13 protein-coding genes, 2 tRNA genes and 1 pseudogene are annotated in these 17,569 nt (G+C 47.8%); 9 read left to right on the top strand and 7 right to left on the bottom strand.

Features of this window, described 5'->3' with window-relative positions; all coding sequences use genetic code 11:
- Positions 1-22: 22 nt before the first annotated feature.
- Both F905_RS10560 and F905_RS10555 read right to left on the bottom strand, forming a co-directional pair.
- The gene (locus tag F905_RS10560) at positions 23-910 is read right to left on the bottom strand and encodes an SDR family NAD(P)-dependent oxidoreductase (RefSeq protein WP_005180554.1); all 888 of its coding nucleotides are present in this window, start codon (positions 908-910) and stop codon (positions 23-25) included.
- A gap of 307 nt (positions 911-1,217) precedes the next feature.
- Positions 1,218-2,495 (bottom strand): O-acetylhomoserine aminocarboxypropyltransferase/cysteine synthase family protein, encoded by a 1,278-nt coding sequence (locus F905_RS10555; protein ID WP_005180552.1) that lies wholly within the window; start codon positions 2,493-2,495, stop codon positions 1,218-1,220.
- 316 nt (positions 2,496-2,811) lie between these two features.
- Here F905_RS10555 and ettA point away from each other — a divergent pair, with 316 nt between their 5' ends.
- Positions 2,812-4,473 carry an energy-dependent translational throttle protein EttA gene (gene ettA / locus F905_RS10550; protein ID WP_005180550.1) on the top strand — a complete coding sequence of 554 codons (1,662 nt, stop codon included), beginning with the start codon at positions 2,812-2,814 and terminating at the stop codon, positions 4,471-4,473.
- 252 nt (positions 4,474-4,725) lie between these two features.
- Here ettA and F905_RS10545 read toward each other — a convergent pair whose 3' ends face one another.
- From F905_RS10545 to F905_RS10525, 5 genes are all read right to left on the bottom strand, one after another.
- Positions 4,726-5,067 carry a hypothetical protein gene (locus F905_RS10545; RefSeq protein ID WP_005180548.1) on the bottom strand — a complete coding sequence of 114 codons (342 nt, stop codon included), beginning with the start codon at positions 5,065-5,067 and terminating at the stop codon, positions 4,726-4,728.
- A 150-nt stretch (positions 5,068-5,217) separates the two neighbouring features.
- Positions 5,218-5,293 (bottom strand) — tRNA-Glu (locus tag F905_RS10540).
- Between the two features lie 28 nt (positions 5,294-5,321).
- A tRNA-Ala gene (locus tag F905_RS10535) sits at positions 5,322-5,397 on the bottom strand.
- Between the two features lie 57 nt (positions 5,398-5,454).
- Positions 5,455-6,963 (bottom strand): glutamate--tRNA ligase, encoded by a 1,509-nt coding sequence (gene gltX / locus F905_RS10530; RefSeq protein ID WP_005180546.1) that lies wholly within the window; start codon positions 6,961-6,963, stop codon positions 5,455-5,457.
- A gap of 151 nt (positions 6,964-7,114) precedes the next feature.
- Positions 7,115-7,426 (bottom strand): hypothetical protein, encoded by a 312-nt coding sequence (locus F905_RS10525; protein ID WP_005180544.1) that lies wholly within the window; start codon positions 7,424-7,426, stop codon positions 7,115-7,117.
- 570 nt (positions 7,427-7,996) lie between these two features.
- Between F905_RS10525 and F905_RS10520 the strand changes: the two genes are divergently transcribed.
- The 8 genes and pseudogenes from F905_RS10520 to F905_RS10485 all read left to right on the top strand — a co-directional run bounded on the left by F905_RS10520 (position 7,997) and on the right by F905_RS10485 (position 17,209).
- On the top strand, positions 7,997-9,016 hold the full coding sequence (locus tag F905_RS10520) for a sulfate ABC transporter substrate-binding protein (RefSeq protein ID WP_005180543.1): 1,020 nt from the start codon (positions 7,997-7,999) through the stop codon (positions 9,014-9,016).
- Positions 9,017-9,202: 186 nt separating this feature from the next.
- A complete protein-coding gene (rsmH, locus tag F905_RS10515; RefSeq protein ID WP_005180541.1) occupies positions 9,203-10,114 on the top strand; it encodes a 16S rRNA (cytosine(1402)-N(4))-methyltransferase RsmH in 912 nt (303 codons plus the stop codon).
- Between the two features lie 11 nt (positions 10,115-10,125).
- Positions 10,126-10,458 (top strand): cell division protein FtsL, encoded by a 333-nt coding sequence (ftsL, locus tag F905_RS10510; protein WP_005180539.1) that lies wholly within the window; start codon positions 10,126-10,128, stop codon positions 10,456-10,458.
- Between the two features lie 12 nt (positions 10,459-10,470).
- Positions 10,471-12,302: pseudogene (gene ftsI / locus F905_RS10505) on the top strand (penicillin-binding protein PBP3).
- A gap of 3 nt (positions 12,303-12,305) precedes the next feature.
- A complete protein-coding gene (locus tag F905_RS10500; RefSeq protein WP_005180534.1) occupies positions 12,306-13,799 on the top strand; it encodes a UDP-N-acetylmuramoyl-L-alanyl-D-glutamate--2,6-diaminopimelate ligase in 1,494 nt (497 codons plus the stop codon).
- Positions 13,800-13,811: 12 nt separating this feature from the next.
- A complete protein-coding gene (locus F905_RS10495) occupies positions 13,812-15,221 on the top strand; it encodes a UDP-N-acetylmuramoyl-tripeptide--D-alanyl-D-alanine ligase (protein WP_005180532.1) in 1,410 nt (469 codons plus the stop codon).
- Positions 15,222-16,340, top strand: coding sequence for a phospho-N-acetylmuramoyl-pentapeptide-transferase (mraY, locus tag F905_RS10490; protein ID WP_005180530.1), 1,119 nt, complete (start codon positions 15,222-15,224; stop codon positions 16,338-16,340).
- Positions 16,341-16,405: 65 nt separating this feature from the next.
- Positions 16,406-17,209: a putative RNA methyltransferase gene (locus tag F905_RS10485; protein ID WP_005180527.1), complete on the top strand. Its 804-nt coding sequence runs from the start codon at positions 16,406-16,408 to the stop codon at positions 17,207-17,209.
- The last annotated feature ends 360 nt before the right edge of the window (positions 17,210-17,569 follow it).

Genomic DNA, 17,569 nt, shown 5'->3' with positions numbered 1-17,569 from the left:
ACAGGTCTTTAAAAGGATTGTTTTACCAGTGTTCACCCGGGAACAAACGGGCATACGCTTTTTGTACCCAGTTCAGCTTTTGTGGCTGACCCACCGAAGCCGATGAACTTGGGAACAGGTTATAACCAATCGACATCAGCTTGTTATTAATATCCGGTGCAATCGCATAAGTAATTGAAGCCAAACGGCCTAAATGCGTGGCAATTTTTTTCGGACGTTTAACAATGGCATAGCAGATTAAATCGGCAGCCTGTTCTGGTGAAAGGGTAGGGACATATTTATACATCTTGGTCGGTGCGATCATTGGAGTGCGCACCAGCGGCATATAAATGGAGGTAATTGCAATATTGTGTGAATGTACTTCGGCCGATAGACAGCGGCTAAAAGCATCCAATGCGGCTTTAGAGGCAACATAAGCCGAGAAACGGGTCGCATTGGCCAATACGCCAATCGAGCTGATGTTAATAATCTGGCCGCTACGACGTACCATCATTTGTGGCAGAATATTCATCACCAGACGCACTGCACCAAAATAATTCAGCTGCATGGTGCGTTCAAAATCGTGGAAACGGTCTAAAGATTCATGCACGGCACGACGGATTGAACGTCCGGCATTGTTAACTAAAATATCAATATGATCGACAGACGCTAAAATATCTTTTGAAGTCTGGTCAATGGCTTCCCAATCATTTAAATCACACGGGAAAATAGATGCTTTGCCGCCTTTGGCTTCAATCTCTGCTTTGACCTGCTCCAGGGTTTCCTGGGTACGTGCCACCAGCAGCACATGCGCTCCCGCTTCTGCCAGACGATAAGCGGTGGTCAGTCCGATACCACTGGATGCACCGGTAATCAGTACGGTTTTTCCATTTACTTTTTTCTTGAAAAGTTTCTCTAGTTTTGCCTTCACACTCGTATCCCTGCTTGATTAAAAGATCAGACTCAATGGTCTTTGTTATTTGAATTTTTGCGCCCAATCTCATTGGTTCGGGCTGTTATGATGGGCATTATAATAACCGAAGTTTAAAAAAAAGCTATAAAATAAGTGCTTGAAATTGAAAGTTATTTTAGAGTAATTGCTCTAATGGGGTGTTTTGGTTGCTTGGTAAATTCTGCTTAAAATTTTTCGACAAAGCAAGTCCTTGTTTCTATGTTTAAAAAGCAAAAGTCTGCCATTGCAGCGCAAAAGCAGACCGTTTGTCGTGAAATTGCAATAATTAAACGCTAGCCAGCGCCTGCTCCAGATCAGCAATCAAATCATCAATATGTTCAATGCCAATTGACAGGCGTACCATATCTTCACTTACACCCGCTGCTTTCAGTTCTTCATCATTTAATTGTCGATGGGTGGTGGTAGCCGGGTGGCAGGCCAGACTCTTGGCATCGCCAATATTGACTAAACGGGTAAACAGTTGCAGCGCATCAATAAAACGGGTACCGCCTTCACGGCCATCTTGCACACCAAAAGACAGAATCGCAGAGGGTTTGCCTTTAACATATTTTTGCGCCAGCGCATGTTGTGGATGATCTTTTAAGCCGGCGTAATTGACCCATTTCACTTTAGGGTGCTGCTGCAAATATTCCGCCACTTTTTGGGCATTTTCGGTATGACGTTCCATGCGCAGGCTTAAGGTTTCCAGTCCTTGTAGAATCAGGAAAACATTATGTGGGCTAATCGCTGCACCAGTATTGCGTAGCGGCACCACGCGGGCGCGGGCAATAAAGGCCGCTTCGCCCAAGGCTTCGACATAATTCACCCCGTGATAGCTTGGGTCAGGGGTATTTAGAGATTTAAAACGTTCAGGATATTTACCCCACGGGAATTTACCGCTATCGACAATAATTCCACCAATCGAAGTGCCATGGCCGCCAATATATTTGGTCAGTGAATGCACCACAATATCGGCACCAAAATCAAAGGATTTTTGCAGCACCGGTGTGGCCACCGTGTTATCCACCACCACCGGAATGCCATATTCATGCGCAATTTGGGAGATGGCTTCTAAATCAATAATATTGCCGAGCGGATTACCAATGGATTCCACAAAAACCAGTTTGGTTTTGTCATCAATTAGTTCGCGTAAGGCTTCCGGGTTCTGATAATCAAAGAAACGGACTTCGACGCCCTGTTTGGGCAACGTATGTGCGAACAGGTTGTAGGTACCGCCATACAGGGTTGAAACTGATGCAATATTATCGCCGGCTTCGGCCAGGGTCTGAATGGTATAGGTAATTGCAGCCATCCCCGAGGCCAGTGCCAGCGCACCAATCCCGCCTTCGAGCGCTGCCACACGTTGCTCCAGCACTGCCGTGGTCGGGTTCATGATACGGGTATAAATATTGCCTTGTACTTTTAAATCGAACAGATCGGCACCGTGCTGGGTATTGTCAAAGGCATAAGAGGTGGTCTGGTAAATCGGTACTGCCACGGCTTTGGTGGTCGGTTCAGGGGTGTAGCCAGCATGAATGGCCAAAGTTTCAGCTTTATACGTCATTTTTCGTTCATCTTGCGTGAGTTATATTTTGATCAAGTGTAGCAGGTCTATTTATGAAATAAAGAGGGAAATATCTGCAATAATTATCTTTAAATTTCATAAAGACGCCCTCATTTTAAAATTTCAACGGCGGATAAGGCTGCAATGTATGCCTGAATTTTGGGCACTTTAAAGAGTTGTAACAAAGCGTGGAAGATGAGGCCGATCCCTTATCTTTTTCTGGCTTTCAGGTATAATAGCCGATTATTTTTTCGCTCATTTGAGTAGGGGTGGCGGTTTTGCCCCCGAAATTGGTTTTTCTATTGAGGAGTCCTACGTGGCCCAATATATTTATACGATGAACCGAGTGTCGAAGATGGTTCCGCCGAAGCGCGAAATCTTAAAAGACATCTCTTTATCATTTTTCCCAGGCGCAAAAATTGGTGTGCTTGGTCTAAACGGTGCAGGTAAATCGACCTTGCTTCGTATTATGGCGGGCGTAGATAAAGATTTCTCTGGTGAAGCACGTGCACAGCCAGGAATTAAAATCGGCTACCTTGAGCAAGAACCACCGCTCGATCCAACCAAAGACGTTCGTGGTAACGTGGAAGATGGCGTACGTGAAGCGCTTGATGCATTGGCGCGTCTGGACGAAGTATTCGCTGAATATGCAGCTGAAGATGCAGACTTTGATGCGCTTGCAAAAGAGCAGGAAAAGCTGGAAGCCATTATTCAGACTTGGGATGCGCACAACCTGAATAACCAGCTGGAGCAAGCCGCAGCGGCATTAAACCTGCCAGCATGGGATGCCGATGTCACCAAACTGTCTGGTGGTGAGCGCCGTCGTGTGGCACTGTGCCGTTTGCTATTGTCTAAACCAGACATGCTGCTACTGGACGAACCGACGAACCATTTAGATGCTTCATCTGTAGCCTGGTTAGAACGTTTCTTAAAAGACTTCCCGGGCACCATCGTGGCGATTACGCACGACCGTTACTTCCTTGATAACGTTGCCGAGTGGATTCTGGAGCTTGACCGCGGACATGGTATTCCATATCAAGGCAACTATTCGTCTTGGTTAGAGCAAAAGAACGCGCGTTTAGAGCAAGAGCAGAAGCAGGAAGAATCTTTTGCGAAGGCATTGAAAAAAGAACTTGAATGGGTTCGTTCAAATGCTAAAGGTCAGCAAAAGAAAAACAAAGCGCGTATGGAGCGTTTTGAAGAGCTGAACTCACGCGAATTCCAGCAGCGTAACGAAACTTCTGAAATCTACATTCCACCTGGTCCACGTTTGGGTAACAAGGTGGTTGAGGTTGAAGGCATCAGCAAGTCATTTGGTGATCGTACCCTGTATAAAGATTTAACCTTCACTGTACCACCTGCAGCAATTGTCGGTATTGTGGGTGAGAACGGTGCAGGTAAAACCACACTGTTCCGTATGATGACCGGTGAAGAGCAACCAGATACCGGTACGGTAACACTGGGTGAATCGGTTAAAGTCGCTTACGTGGGTCAGATTCGTGACACGCTAGATGACAACAAAACCGTGTGGGAAGAAGTGTCTGGCGGTTTAGACATCTTACGTATTGGTGAATACGAAATTGCGTCACGTGCTTATATTGGTCGCTTTAACTTTAAAGGCCAAGATCAGCAAAAACGTGTTGGTCAATTGTCAGGTGGTGAGCGTAACCGTTTACAACTGGCAAAAATCCTGCAAATGGGCGCTAACGTCATCCTGCTCGATGAACCGTCAAACGACCTGGACATCGAAACTTTACGTGCGCTTGAAGATGCAATTCTGGTGTTCCCGGGTACCGTGATGGTGATCTCGCATGACCGTTGGTTCCTCGACCGTATTGCAACGCACATCTTGTCATTCGAAGGTGAAACCCCTGAATTCTTCACTGGTAACTATGCGGAGTTCGAAGAATACCGTCGTAAACGTGATGGTGATGACCTGATTACCAAGCGTCAGAAATATCGCAAAATTGGTGGTTAATCCCATCTAAATAAAAAACCAGCCTTCGGGCTGGTTTTTTTATGTAGTTTGAATAGAGAGCTATAAAGAGATGGGTATTATCCGGGTCGCGCTATATAGATATAGAAGGAAGGCGTGTAGCGATCGAAGTGTGCAATACTTTTAGCACTTCATTGAAGGAGATGATTTTTTACCTTTTTATAATCATGGGCTGGCGTTGGGAGCTATCCTGATCAACGCCAGATGCAGCTTTGTTTGAATCAATGAGAAAAATCAGATTTCCCACTCATGGTTGCATTCGCGGCATTTCCATTTCTTCTGGTTTTGCATAAAAGCCTGCATTGAAATTTTAAAATCTGGCAAATCACGATAGAACATGAAGCCGGCAATTAAACAGATCACAAAGACAATTACGGTTGCTGTTTGCAGGGTCGTGCCCGCACCATCACCAAAAATCCACATGGCAATACTAATCAGCACCAGCAGCAATAAAATAAAAATAGCTGGAATCAGAAATACCAGGCTTTTTGGCACCACCGGACGTGGAGCTGCTTGGCCTGCTTGCGCAACAGGCATGATTTTCGGGCTTTGACACTTCGGGCAACGGTATTGCATTACAACTCCAAAATTCTAATCTGTGGTTTATTTTAATCGGAATACATCAGAAAGCAAAAAAGCACAGCAAAATAAAACAACAGGCAATAAAAAACCCAAGTCATAATGCTTGGGTTTTTTATCAGATCACTTTAAAAGTGAGCTTAAATATGGCGTCCCTACGGGGATTCGAACCCCGGTTACCGCCGTGAAAGGGCGATGTCCTAGGCCTCTAGACGATAGGGACTTATTGAGGCAACACAATTATGAAACCATGGTGGAGCCAAGCGGGATCGAACCGCTGACCTCTACAATGCCATTGTAGCGCTCTACCAACTGAGCTATGGCCCCAGTCTGTGTGAGCGCTATATTATGAAGATAATGCTCACACGTCAACAAAAAACTGCATTAACTTGCATCAACTGCATCATTTTTCGGCAATTTTAAGCTTTCATTGAGTTTTTCCCAAGCTTTTAGCTCTTTTTTGCTTGGTCCGCCCACAATTTCCAGCGCATGGCGCAGACGGGCAAAAGTTAAATCCGGACCAATAGTGACCATGGTCTGCATCACTGGCGTAGAGGCAGTTGAACCGGCAATGGCAATAAAGAATGCCGGCATAAAGTCGCGCAGTTTAATTTCCATTTGTGCGGCCAGGTCCATTAAGGTCTGGCTCACGGTGTCATTGTTCCAGGTGAACAGACTTTCCAGACGCCAGATGGCAAACTGCAAGCTTTGACGAACCTGTTCTTCAGACAGTTTTTTATTTTCAAACTGTTCTTTTGAAAGTGTCGGGAAATGGTTGAAGTAGTGCGCAGACCAGTTCACGGCTTCAGATAATAAGTTGATACGTGGCTGAATCGCGGCAGCAATTTCTTCCAGTTTGGCACGATCAGCTTTCCAGGCTAACAAGGTATCCAGCAGTTCAGCCGGAGAAAGGGCTTTAATCCACTGACCGTTGAGCCAGTTCAGTTTTTCCACATCAAAGATTGGACCGCCCAAAGACACACGGTTGATGTCAAAGTGTTCAATCATTTCCGCCAGGGTGAATTTTTCACGCTCGTCTGGCATTGACCAGCCCATGCGGCCCAAATAGTTCAGCAAGGCTTCTGGCAGTACACCGATGTCTTTATAGTAGTCGATTGAAGTCGGGTTCTTGCGTTTTGACAGTTTGGATTTGTCCGGGTTACGCAGCAGCGGCATGTGGCACAGTACCGGCATGTCCCAGCCAAAGTATTGATACAGCAACTGATGTTTCGGTGCTGATGGGATCCATTCTTCACCACGAATGACATGGGTGATTTGCATTAAATGGTCATCGACCACGTTGGCTAAATGATAGGTTGGCAGGCCATCGGTTTTTAGCAGAATCTGCATGTCGACTTGCGCCCAAGGAATTTCCACTTCACCGCGTAGCATGTCGTTAAATTTACAGATGCCTTCGGTTGGAATTTTCATGCGGATTACGTGTGGTTCGCCTGCCTCCAGACGACGCTGAACTTCTTCGGCAGAAAGCTGTAAACCGCGACCGTCATAACGTGGAGATTCGCCACGTGCTTGCTGTTCAGCACGCATCTGGTCCAGTTCTTCTGCAGTCGCGAAGCAGTAGAAGGCATGACCTTTTTCAACCAGTTCCAGGGCATACTGTTTATAGATGTCCATACGCTCCGATTGACGGTATGGCGCATGTGGGCCACCCACATCTGGACCTTCTGACCAGTTCAGGCCTAACCAGCGCAAAGAATCGAGAATCATTTTTTCAGATTCAGGGGTCGAGCGCAGCTGGTCGGTATCTTCAATACGCAAAATAAATTCGCCGCCATGCTGTTTGGCAAAGCACAGGTTAAACAAGGCAATATATGCAGTGCCTACATGCGGAAAACCGGTAGGAGAAGGAGCAATACGGGTACGAACAGTCATAATCAGTAATGAGTCAGAATGTAAATTGGAATCTATTATAACGAAAAAGCCTGATCACTTAATGCTTTATTCTGCATTCGATGATCAGGCTGCAACAGCACGCGGCTTGAGGGGGAGTCAGTCGCGCGCAGGTTCAGTTCAATCCGGTCAATTAAGACTGGTTCGAGCTGAAGAAGGATTGTACAAAACGGCTAAAACGCTGGTTTTGTGAAGCAAAGAAATTCTGGGTTGGCGCTGCTTTAATTGACGTCATCATTTTCAGGTCATTATCGGCTTGCAGCTTGTCTGTTTTGGTGGTGCCTAACTGTTCTTTTTGCTGCAACAGGGCTTTTTCAATGAGGGAAGGTTTTGCTGGCGTCATTTTCACCGCAGTATGGGTATTTTTAACTACTGCCGTATGGCTGGTTTGCGCCATCAGGCCCAATCCTAAACTTAAACACAGTACATAGACTGACTGTTTCATCCTGATACTCCCCCAAACTGGTTTTGGATTTAATTTTTTTACGTTGTGGCTACTATATAACCACAGATAAAATGTAAAAAGTAAGAACTGCATCACACTTTTTACAAAAATATAAAAAATGTCAGGCTGCTGGTTACTTCTATTCACATTTCGCTGTTGAGTACATGTTTTAGCAAATAACTGTGAAGAGAAAGTGAAGATCAGCAACAAAACTTATCTTATATCATATTTTTTTATATATAATTATGCAAGTTTCGCATTTTATTGATATGTAACTGGGTATTTAGGTGAATGGATCAAGCGCGGGCTATCTCATCTTAATCTTGCTTTAAATCAGGACATCTCGTTAAGCGTTTGAAAGCCGGGTTTATTCATATTTTTGAATATCTATTCCATAAAAAGCTATAACCTGATTTTGGCCCATCGGTTATGCTGCTTTTTAAAAGAAAAACAAATGATTAAAAGAAAAAATTGCCCATCTTAAAACGAAAGTAAAAATTTTTCTGAATTGCGATTTATGATTTTATTTCATATAGTTAGCATTAATGTAGATAACCTATTTGTGCTGTCATGAAATCTCAAATTAAAGCTTTATTTTCAGCGGCTTTGCTGGCAACCGGCCTTGCGGCAACGGTCAATTCTGCCCAGGCAGCGGATCGTCAATTTCTGAACGTGTCTTATGATGCGACACGCGAATTCTATGATGAATTTAATGCCTCATTTGGTGATTACTGGAAAAAACGCACCGGTTTAAGCGTGAATTTCAAGCAGTCCCATGGCGGTTCAGGCAAACAGGCGCGTTCAGTGGTCGATGGCCTGAAAGGTGATGTGGTAACTCTGGCACTGGCCAACGATATTGAAGAAATCGTCAGATCGGGCCAGATCCAGCCGGGCTGGCAAAAAGAGTTCCCGCATAACTCGGCACCATATACCTCAACCATCGTATTTATGGTGCGTAAGGGCAATCCAAAGCACATCAAAGACTGGACCGATTTAACCAAACCGGGCGTACAGATTATTACCCCAAACCCGAAAACCGGTGGTCTGCCACGTTGGGTATACCTGTCTGCATGGGGCTATGCATTGAAACAGCCGGGCGGCAATGAAGCCAAAGCCAAAGATTTTGTCAGCAAGATGTATCACAACGTTAAAGTGATGGACTCTGCAGCACGTGCCTCAATGACCACTTTCGCAGAACGCGGCATTGGCGATGTACTGCTGACCTGGGAAAACGAAGCGCTGGTGACCCTGAAAACACTGGGTAAAGACAAGTTTGATATTGTTTATCCATCGATGTCGATTTTAACCGAGCCTTCAGTGGCAATTGTTGACCGTACCGTAGAGCGCAATGGCAACAAGTGGCTGGCAACCGGTTATATCAACTATTTATATTCACCGCTGGGACAGGAAATGGCAGCCAAACATTTCTATCGTCCACGCAATGAAAAGGTACTGGCCAAGTATGCGCATCAGTTCCCGAAACTGAAAACCTTCACCATTGATGAAGTATTTGGTGGCTGGGCCAAAGCGCAGCAAACCCACTTTGCGAACGGCGCCATCTTCGACCAGATTTATAGCAGCAAGCGTTAATCATCTGCGGACTGGTTAAAAAATAAATTCAAACAGCCTCCTTGTGAGGCTTTTTGAATATTTGGCAAAATCACAAAACGGTTTTCTCTATGAAAAGTAATATTTCTGTACAAAAAGTCGTTTGGAGCTTTGTCAAAACAAGGTAATAATGTGCAGTTAAATTTTGGCTGTATTGATTGAATCCTTATGTCGCATATTTCTGTATTACTCCACGAAACTGTTGATGCCTTGCTGGCAGAACGCAATACAGGAATTTATGTCGATGGCACCTTTGGCCGCGGCGGGCATACCCGTTTATTGCTGTCCAAATTAGATGAACATGCGCGTGTATATGCCTTTGATAAAGACCCACAGGCCTTAGCGGTTGCAGCAGAACTGGAACAGCAAGATCCGCGGTTTAAAATTATTCATGCCAGCTTTGCCGATTTAAAGCAGGAACTGGCCGCACGTGGTATTGAACAGGTTGATGGGGTGATGGCCGACCTGGGCGTATCGTCTCCGCAGCTGGATCAGGCTGAACGCGGTTTTAGCTTTATGCAGGATGGCCCGCTGGATATGCGTATGGACAACTCGCAAGGGGAAACCGCGGCCGAGTGGCTGCTACAGATTGAAGAAGAAGCTCTGGCCAATATTATTTTTAAATATGGCGAAGAACGTTATAGTCGCCGTATTGCCAAAGCCATTAAAAATGCCGGTTTGATTGAAACCACCGGCCAGCTGGCCGAAATTGTAAAAACCGCCCATCCAAAATGGGAAAAGCATAAACATCCGGCAACGCGAACATTTCAGGCCATTCGTATTGCTATTAATAAAGAATTAGAAGATATTGATATTTTCTTGCCTCAGGCCGTGGAAGTGCTGAAGCCTGAAGGCCGTCTGGCGGTCATTAGCTTCCACTCTTTAGAGGACCGTTTGATTAAACAGTTTATTCAAAAAGAATCAAGCTTGGCAGAAGATACCGGTTGGGGGCTGCCGCAAGTACAACAAGATACCCGCCGTTTAAAAAAGATTGCTCGTATCCGTGCGAGTGAAGAGGAAGTCAAAGCCAATCCGCGTTCACGCAGTGCGTGGCTGCGTGTGGCTGAAAAGTTAGCTTGAACAGGCGAAGAATGAAAACCAAAGCAGTTGAAAACAATACAGAACAGTCACGACTGAAAAAAATGGTCGTCTATTTGATTTTGTTGGCCCTGGTGTTTATCAGTGCGCTCATGGTGGTCTTTCAGGTGTTTGAATATCGACATGATTATCGTCAGCTCAGTTCTTTTATGCGTGAGCGCGATGATCTCAATGCCGAGTGGGGCCGTCTGCTGATTGAACAGCAGACCTTTGGTGCCACCGCCCAGATTGGGACACGTGCCGTAACCCAGTTACGCATGTATTCACCACCCACCGCACAAACTGTGGTGATTTCATTGCCGACGACTTCAGAACAGAAACAATAGGGCTGGCTGTACATGGTAAATTCGCGTAAGAAGCAAACAGGTAAAAAACAGCAGTCTGTTACCCAAAAAAGCAGTTTAAATGTCGATATGTGGCGCTTCTACCTGATGTGGGGAACGGTGCTGCTGGTCTTTGTGGCGCTGGTCTGCCGGGCCTTTTATGTGCAGATTATCAATCATGATTTTCTGCAGAATAAGGCCAATGCCAATATTCTAAGAACTGAAAAACTCAAAGCCATGCGCGGCGTGATTTACGACCGGCATGGCGTGCCTTTGGCGATTAGTACCCCCATCATGAAAGTGGTGATTGATCCGCGTGATTATTTTGAGGCCAAAGAGCTGTATGACGACACCATGGCCGAGCTGGCCAAAGACCCGAATAACCGCAAACTCAAGCGTCAACTGCCCAATAAAAACCTGAATCTGGATGAACTGGCCGATGCGGTGGGCATGGACCGTCAGGAATTGCATCAGAAAATGCATGAGCGTCCGCGTTCGCGTTATCTGGTGCTGCAAAAAGAAGTACCGCCACAGCAGGCGGAGCTGATCCTGAAGCGCAACTTCCAGGGTGTCTATACCGAGAAAAACTATAAGCGTTATTATCCGCAGCCACAGCCGAATGCCCAGATTATTGGCCTGACCAATAGTGAAGGCACCGGGATTGAAGGTCTGGAAATGCAGCTGAACAGCCGTCTGGCTGGGGTCGATGGCGAACAGCAAATTATCCGTGATAAACGTGGTAACCGAGTTAAAGATCCGGAAGTGATTAAAGAAGTCGAGCACGGTGAAAATATCACTTTAAGTATCGACTCGCGCCTGCAATACATCATGTATCGTGAGCTGACCGCTGCCGGCGTGGCCAATAATGCCCGTTCTGCCACAGCCATTGCAGTCGATGTGAAAACCGGTGAAATTCTAGCCATGACCAGCTGGCCATCGTATAACCCGAATGACAAAAAGGGCCTGGAGAACAAAGATGCCATGCGTAACCGCGGGGCAGTCGATTCCTTTGAGCCGGGCTCGACCATGAAGCCATTTACCGTGGCCATGGCGCTGGAAAGTGGTAAATATTCGGCCAATACTGTGGTCAATTTAGGGGGTGGTTCGATGCGTGTTGGTAACCATACCATCCGTGATACCCGCAATTATGGCAATTTGACCCTGGCTGGCATTATCCAGAAATCGTCTAACGTCGGCGTGGCGAAAATTGCCCTGTCTTTACCCTATCCAACCTTGCCCACCTTCTATAAACGCTTGGGCTTTGGCCAGCGTTCGGCTGTGAAATTCCCGGGTGAAAGTGCCGGCCTGATTTTACCGCCAAGCAAGTGGAATGTCTCTGAAGTGGCAACCATGTCCTATGGTTATGGTCTGAATGCGACCGTGCTGCAACTGGTCGATGCCTATGCCATGATTGCCAATCAGGGCAAAAAACTGCCGCTGAGTCTGTATAAGTTGGAAGGCGAAGTGCAGGGCGAGCAGATTCTTGACCCGAAAATTGCCGAGCAGGTTCTGCTGATGATGGAAGCGGTGACTTTACCGGGCGGTACGGCGCGTCAGGCCAATATTCCGGGTTATCGTGTTGCCGGTAAAACCGGTACCGCACATAAATTGCGTGCCGACCGCAAAGGCTATTCGCAAAATGAATACCGCGCCCTGTTTGCCGGAATTGCACCGGTCAGTGACCCGCGTCTGGCCATGTTTGTGGTGGTAGAAAACCCGACCGGTCAATACTATGGCGGTCTGGTCGCTGCGCCAGTGTTTGCACGGGTGATGCAGGAATCCTTACGTTTAATGAATGTACCTTTAGATAAACCTTTAGATACAGCACAAATCCAGTAAATAGGTGATGAATGTCCATTACATTTCAAGATCTTTACACCGTTGAGCATGTTGCTGGATGGATGTCACAACCCTTTGCCGGCTTCAGCTTAGACAGCCGCAAAGTTACAGCAGGGCAAATTTTTATTGCCCTGACCAGTTTTTCGCAGCCTGAAAAAACCGTCCAGTTTGCCGAAGCGGCGTTGGCGCGTGGCGCGTTGGCCATTATTGCAGAAAGCGATTTGGGCCTGCCGAATCAGCTGATCGTACCGGAGGTACGTCACTTAATGGGGCAGTGGCAAAAACAGTATCTGCACGCGACCCAACCGCTGCAGGCTGCACGTATTCTGGCGGTTACCGGCACCAATGGTAAAACCACCATCGCCCGTCTGATAGCAGAGCTGCTGATGTTACAGCGCAAACCGTGTGCGGTGATGGGCACCACCGGTAATGGCATTTTACCGAATCTGGAAGCCTCTTCGCATACCACGCTGGATGCCTTACAGCTCCAGCAGGCCCTGCACAGCTATGCCCAGCAAGGCGCTGAATTTGCGGCAATTGAAGCCAGCTCACATGGACTGGAACAGGGTCGTTTAAATGGCTGTAGCATTGAAATTGCCGTGTACAGCAACTTAAGCCGTGACCATCTGGATTATCATGGTACGCTGGAGGCCTATGCTGAAGCCAAAGCCGCGCTGTTCCGTTTTGCCAGCTTAAAAGTGGCGGTCATTAACCTGGATGATGCCTTTGCTGAAGTTATGCTGACCGCCGCGCGTCAGAATCCGGCACAACCAAAAATCCTGACTTATTCCACCACGCAAGCGGCGGATTATCAGGTGCAGAATATCGAATACAGTCTGGCTGGTGCGCAGTTTGAACTGATCAGCGCCCAGCAGCGTTATCGTGTACACAGTCCGTTACTGGGCCATTTTAATGTGGAAAATCTGGTGGCCAGTCTGATTGCCGTTGAGCAGGCCGGATTTGACTTGTCGGATTTAATTGCCAGCGCGCCACAGCTGCAAGGTGCACCGGGACGGATGCAGGTGATTCGTGATGGCGAACGTCTGTTTGTGGTCGATTATGCGCATACACCAGATGCCTTGAAACAGGTGTTAATTACCCTGAAACGGCATGTATCGCAGCAGCTCTGGGCTGTCTTTGGCTGTGGCGGCGATCGTGACCGCGGCAAACGTCCGTTAATGACCCAAGCCGCGCTAGAGCAGGCCGATATCGCCTTGCTCACTTCGGACAATCCACGGACTGAATCGCCTGACCAGATTTTTGCTGACATGCAGCAGGGCATTGATTTTAGCGGCCACAGCTATCATGAAATCCGTGATCGTCGTGAAGCGATCAAGTTTGCGGTGAAGCAGGCCCAGCCGGGCGATATCGTGGTGATTGCCGGTAAAGGTCACGAAAATTATCAGGAAATTGATGGGGTGCGACACTGGTTTGATGATGTCGTTGAAGTACAGGCTGCAATTGATGCCCAGCATCATGCTACCAGCTCTGCTTATCCCGCCTAATCAGGAATTTTTATGCATACTTCAACCACCAGTACTGCGGTCCTAACGCCGTGGAGCGCAGCGCAGTTACAACAGGCTACCCAGGGTTATTGGCTGAATGGTCGTGCGCCAAACACTGAAATTAAGCGGATTTTAACCGACTCCCGTCATGCCGAAGCCGGCGATGCTTTTCTAGCACTGAAAGGTGAGCGTTTTGATGCCCACGATTTTGTGGCACAGGTGGCAGCCAGCGGCTGTCAGGTAGCGATTGTCAGCCAGCCGGTCGATGCCGATATTTTCCAGTTGGTGGTGCCGGATACCCGCTTGGCGCTGGGTCATTTGGGCGCTTATCGTCGTGCTCAATATCCCGACCTGAAAGTGATTGCCTTGACCGGCAGCAGCGGCAAGACCACCACCAAGGAAATGCTGGGCAGTATTTTATCGCGCTTGGCGCCGACCTTAATTACCCGCGGTAACCTCAATAATGATTTAGGTGTACCGATGATGTTACTGGAGCTGCGTCCGGAACATCAATATGCGGTGATGGAACTTGGGGCCAGCCATCAGGGTGAAATTGATTACACTTCGCAGCTGGTACAGCCGCAGGTAGCGGGAATTATTAATATCGGGACCGCACATTTGGGCGAGTTCGGCGGCCGTGAAGGCATCTGCCGGGCCAAATCTGAAATTTATGCGCATATTGTGGCAGATGGATGTTCGATTGTACCGGCCGCAGATGATTTTGCTGACACAATCCGTCAGGCGGTTCGCACTGAACAGTGCCTCAGCTTTGGTAATGGCGGGGATGTGTTTGCCACCGACATCGAACTCCAGCCACAATCGGCCCGTTTCCAGTTGCATACCCCGCAAGGCGGGCGTGCAGTCGATTTACCGTTTGCTGGTGAACACAATATCCAGAATGCCACAGCCGCAGCGGCATTTGCGCTGGCGATTGGCATCGGTCTGGATGATATTGTAGCCGGACTGGAACAGGCCCAAGGTGCCAAAGGTCGTCTGAATTTTATTCAGCACGGTGCGCATCTGTTGATTGATGATACCTATAATGCCAACCCGACCTCAATGCGGGCGGCCGGTGAAGTGCTGGCGCAGCAGGAGGGGATTCGGGTCATGGTCATCGGTGATATTGGCGAGCTGGGTGCATCGGCGGCAATTGAGCATTATAAGCTCGGCCGCGATCTGGTGTCGCTCAAAGGCCTGAACTTTGTGGTGGCGGTGGGCGAGTTTGCTCCGGCCAGCCAGGAAGGGGCACGCAGTACCCAATACGGCAAAAAACTCCAGGCCTTTTTGAATCAGGAACAGGCCTTGCCATTTTTAATTAGTCTAGTCGAAACACATCAACCTCAGTCCATGAGTTTCCTGTTCAAAGGTTCTCGTTATACCCATATGGAAACGTTGATGACTGCATTGATGGAGAAACTTTAAATGCTGTTATGGTTGTTTGAACAGCTTGCGGGCTATCACAGCTCGTTTCAGGTGGTTCGTTATTTAACATTACGTTCATTGCTGAGTGTCCTGACAGCGCTCGGGATTGGTCTTTTGCTTGGACCAGTGATGATTCGTAAGTTACAGGCATTAAAATACGGTCAGGCAGTCAGCTCGTTTGCGCCAGAAGGACATGCGAAAAAGATGGGTACTCCGACCATGGGCGGTGTGCTGATTTTACTGTCGATTGGGATTTCGACCCTGCTCTGGGCTGATCTTTCCAACCCCTATGTCTGGATTGTGCTGGCGGTTATGGTGATCTTCGGTGCGGTTGGCTGGGCCGATGACTGGATTAAAATCCGCTATAAAGACAATGCCGGACTACCGGCACGCAAGAAGTTCTTCTGGACTTCGGTGGCCTCTTTGGGCGCAGGTATTGCGCTGTACTATATTGCCACACAGCAGCCGAACCCGGCGCAAACCGCCGATATGCTGGATGTCTTAATTCCGTTCTTTAAAGATTTCAGCATTCCGTTATCCATGATTCCACTGGGTATTGGCTTTATTATTTTCACCTATCTGGTGATTAATGGTGCTTCCAATGCGGTGAACCTGACTGATGGTCTGGATGGTCTGGCGATCATGCCAATTGTACTGGTTGCGGCCGGTTTAGGTGTATTTGCCTATCTGGCCGGTGATGTGCGCTTTGCCGATTATCTGCATATTCCTTATGTCAAATACGCCTCTGAACTGGTGGTGATCTGTGCCGCCATGATTGGTGCCGGTCTGGCCTTCCTCTGGTACAACGCGCATCCGGCGCAAGTCTTTATGGGTGATGTCGGCGCTTTATCGTTAGGCGCGATGCTCGGCACAATTGCGGTGATGGTGCGTCAGGAAATCGTCTTTGCGATTATGGGTGGCGTGTTTGTGGTTGAGGCGATATCGGTCTTCCTGCAAATCGGCTCACTGCGGATGCGTAATAAACGCGTGTTCTTAATGGCGCCGCTGCATCATCACTATGAAAAGAAAGGCTGGCGTGAAACCCAGGTGGTGATTCGTTTCTGGATTATTACAATTATGCTGGTGGTTTTAGGCTTAATGACCTTAAAATTGCGCTAAGCAAATTGAACTGAAAAGTCGGCGCTTGCCGGCTTTTTTTATGGCAGCAAGCTTGGGAGAAAAACATGAACCTGCTGATGTGTCCTGTCTGTCGTCAGCCCTTAAGCCTGACCGACCGAACATGGCGCTGTGACAACAAGCACAGTTATGATGTGGCCAAACAGGGCTATGTCAATTTGCATGTGGTGCAACATAAGCACAGTAAAAATCCGGGCGATACCCCGGAGTCTGTACAGGCGCGCCGGACATTTTTAAGTGCAGGACACTATGCGCCGCTGCAGCAGGCGGTGGTAGAGAAAATTCGCAGCCTGCGTATTGAAAACCTGCTCGATATTGGCTGTGGGGAAGGCTATTACACCAACGCCATGCAGGCTGAAGTGCTGCAATGTGTGGGCGTCGATATTGCCAAAAATGCAGTGCAAGTGGCCGCCAAACTGAATAAAGACGTGACCTGGGTGGTTGGAACCGGTGCAACTTTACCGGTTTTGGATAAATCAATTGATCTGTGTACCAGTCTGTTTAGCCCGATTCCGAAAGCGGAAATTCTGCGGGTGCTGAAACCGGAAGCTTATCTGATGGTGGTAACCCCGGGACCGCAGCATCTGTTTGCGATGCGCGAAGCCTTGTTTGAAGAAGTTAAAGTGCATGAACCACAGAAGTTTGTGGAACAGCTAAAAGATGTGTTTGAGTTGGTCAGTGAAGATGTTATTGATGCAGCAATGTGCTTAAATCAGAGCGATTTAAAACATCTGATTGCGATGACGCCGTATGCCTATAAGGCCAAACCGGAACGCCGTCAGGTGCTGGAGCAGCAGGATCAGTTCCTGCTGAATGCGCAATACCAGATATATCTGTTTCAGAAAAAGTAAGTGTTTAGTCCTAAAAAAGCCCTCAGTTGAGGGCTTTTTGTTGTGCGTTTATAAGACTTCATCAATCAGGTTTTCAATCGCATCAGGGCGAGAATTCTGCCGCTGATTTGGCTGTGGTGGTTGTTGCGGCTGTGCCGGTTGCTGTGGCTGAGGCTGCATTGGTGGTGGAGTCGCCTCATCCGGAATCAGGATTTCCTCACCCGGCAAATCATCAAAATCATGCTGCGGTGCAGGCGCGACCGGTGCCGGTGCAGGACGATACAGCGGACGGGCCAATGGCGGTGATGAACGATAGCGCTGCTGTAATTCTTGATCCATGCTGTCATTGCTGGCACTATCGCGGCTTAGCTGGTTGCCTTT

Source organism: Acinetobacter sp. CIP 53.82, assembly GCF_000369465.1.
Classification (GTDB): Bacteria; Pseudomonadota; Gammaproteobacteria; order Pseudomonadales; family Moraxellaceae; genus Acinetobacter; species Acinetobacter indicus.
This window is presented reverse-complemented; position numbering and strand designations above follow the sequence as displayed.

Coding starts and splice junctions, on each gene's coding strand:
- F905_RS10500 (WP_005180534.1), top strand. CDS start 12,306: ATGTCCATTACATTTCAAGATCTTTACACCGTTGAGCATGTTGCTGGA.
- gltX (WP_005180546.1), bottom strand. CDS start 6,963: ATGACTGTTCGTACCCGTATTGCTCCTTCTCCTACCGGTTTTCCGCAT.
- F905_RS10520 (WP_005180543.1), top strand. CDS start 7,997: ATGAAATCTCAAATTAAAGCTTTATTTTCAGCGGCTTTGCTGGCAACC.
- F905_RS10555 (WP_005180552.1), bottom strand. CDS start 2,495: ATGACGTATAAAGCTGAAACTTTGGCCATTCATGCTGGCTACACCCCT.
- F905_RS10545 (WP_005180548.1), bottom strand. CDS start 5,067: ATGCAATACCGTTGCCCGAAGTGTCAAAGCCCGAAAATCATGCCTGTT.
- rsmH (WP_005180541.1), top strand. CDS start 9,203: ATGTCGCATATTTCTGTATTACTCCACGAAACTGTTGATGCCTTGCTG.
- ftsL (WP_005180539.1), top strand. CDS start 10,126: ATGAAAACCAAAGCAGTTGAAAACAATACAGAACAGTCACGACTGAAA.
- F905_RS10495 (WP_005180532.1), top strand. CDS start 13,812: ATGCATACTTCAACCACCAGTACTGCGGTCCTAACGCCGTGGAGCGCA.
- F905_RS10525 (WP_005180544.1), bottom strand. CDS start 7,426: ATGAAACAGTCAGTCTATGTACTGTGTTTAAGTTTAGGATTGGGCCTG.
- F905_RS10485 (WP_005180527.1), top strand. CDS start 16,406: ATGAACCTGCTGATGTGTCCTGTCTGTCGTCAGCCCTTAAGCCTGACC.
- mraY (WP_005180530.1), top strand. CDS start 15,222: ATGCTGTTATGGTTGTTTGAACAGCTTGCGGGCTATCACAGCTCGTTT.